Origin of the sequence: Dietzia sp. CW19 (assembly GCF_014145265.1) — a bacterium.
Classification (GTDB): domain Bacteria; phylum Actinomycetota; class Actinomycetes; order Mycobacteriales; family Mycobacteriaceae; genus Dietzia; species Dietzia natronolimnaea.
Window position 1 is genome coordinate 5,040 of sequence record NZ_JAALEE010000330.1, and the last position, 1,638, is coordinate 6,677.

Annotated in this window: 2 protein-coding genes; both read left to right on the top strand. The window is 70.6% G+C overall.

The window, feature by feature from the left end:
• Nucleotides 1-629 (top strand): neutral/alkaline non-lysosomal ceramidase C-terminal domain-containing protein (locus G6021_RS17325; RefSeq protein ID WP_241736514.1); only part of this gene is annotated, 629 nt, incomplete at its 5' end.
• Nucleotides 630-706: 77 nt separating this feature from the next.
• The gene (locus G6021_RS10325) at nucleotides 707-1,474 is read left to right on the top strand and encodes an SDR family NAD(P)-dependent oxidoreductase (RefSeq protein ID WP_119193494.1); all 768 of its coding nucleotides are present in this window, start codon (nucleotides 707-709) and stop codon (nucleotides 1,472-1,474) included.
• The last annotated feature ends 164 nt before the right edge of the window (nucleotides 1,475-1,638 follow it).

A 1,638-nucleotide genomic window follows, 5' to 3' on the forward strand; every position in this document is an offset into this window, starting at 1 on the left:
CCGTCCCCGAGGACCACGTCACCGTCCAGGGGTACTCCAACGCCTACGGGCACTACGTCACCACCCCCGAGGAGTACTCGGCGCAGAATTATGAGGGCGGCGCGACGGCGTTCGGCCCGTGGACTCTGCCGGCGATCCAGCAGGTCGCCGCCGACCTCGCCCGCTCGATGCGGGCCGGGACCCCGCTGGACCCCGGCACCTCCGAGCGGGACCTCACCGGGCAGATCCCCGTCTCCCCGCTGGGCAACCCGCTCGTCGACACCCCCGCGCCGCTGCGGAACTTCGGCGACGTCCTGGACCCGCCGCTCGCGGAGTACCGCGTGGGCCAGCGCGTGCTGGTCCGGTTCTGCGGGACCCACCCCAACTCCGACCTGCGCCGCGGAGACACCTACCTCGCGATCGAGCGCCGGGAGGGCGACCGGTGGGTACGGGTCCACGACGACGGCGACTGGTCCACGATGATCGTGTTTGAGGACCTGCTCACCGTGACGAACGCGCTCGTCACCTGGGACATCCCGCCCGGCACCCCGGCCGGGGCGTACCGCGTGGTGTACACGGCGTCGGGACGCGGGATCGACGGGCGCCCGTTCCCCGTTAGGGGGGAGAGCCCGGCCTTCGACGTGCGCTGAACACGGTTCTGGAACACTGGGCCGGTAAGTGCTTGCACCTCCTAGTGCTCGCCTCCTAGAGAGAAAGGACATCGCCCGTGGACATCAAGGGTGCTTCCGTCATCGTCACCGGTGCCGCCTCCGGCCTGGGCAACGCCACCGCGCGTTCGTTCGCCGAGAAGGGCGCGGTCGTGTTCGGCCTCGACCTCCAGCAGTCCATCGACAAGGCCGTCGAGCAGGGCATCGATGAGGGCATCACCCTCATCGCCGCCGACGTCACCAGCGAAGACGACGTCAAGGCCGCCATCGCCAAGGCCACCGAGGCCGCGCCGCTGCGCGTGGTGGTCAACTGCGCCGGCATCGCCCCGGCCGCACGCATCGTCTCCAAGAAGGGCGTGCACGCGCTCGACCTGTTCCAGACCTGCATCTCGGTGAACCTCGTGGGCACGTTCAACGTGCTGCGCCTGGCCGCCGAGGCCATGTCCACCCAGGACACGGTGGACGAGGACGGCCAGCGCGGCGTCATCATCAACACCGCGTCCGTCGCCGCCTACGAGGGTCAGGTCGGCCAGATCGCCTACGCCGCCTCGAAGGGTGGCGTGTACTCGATGGGCATCTGCGCCGCGCGCGACCTCGCGCAGTTCGGTATCCGCGTCAACACCATCGCCCCGGGCACCATCGAGACCCCGATGCTGAAGGGTCTGACCGAGGAGTTCCAGAAGTCTCTCGAGGCCGCGATCCCGTTCCCGTCGCGCCTCGGCCGGCCGTCCGACTACGCGCAGCTGGCGAACGCGATCGTCGAACAGGACTACCTCAACGGCGAGAGCTTCCGCATGGACGGCGCCCTGCGCATGGCGCCGCGCTAACAGCCTGCCCGGGGGCCGGACTCCGCTTCCGGCCCCCGGTTCGGTACGACTGAGGCCCGCCCCCTGCGACGGGGGCGGGCCTCAGTGCTGCGCCTGGATCAGTCGGCGTGAACCGGGGTCAGCCGCGGCCGTTGTCGATCGCGGGGCCGGGGGCCGGAGCCGGT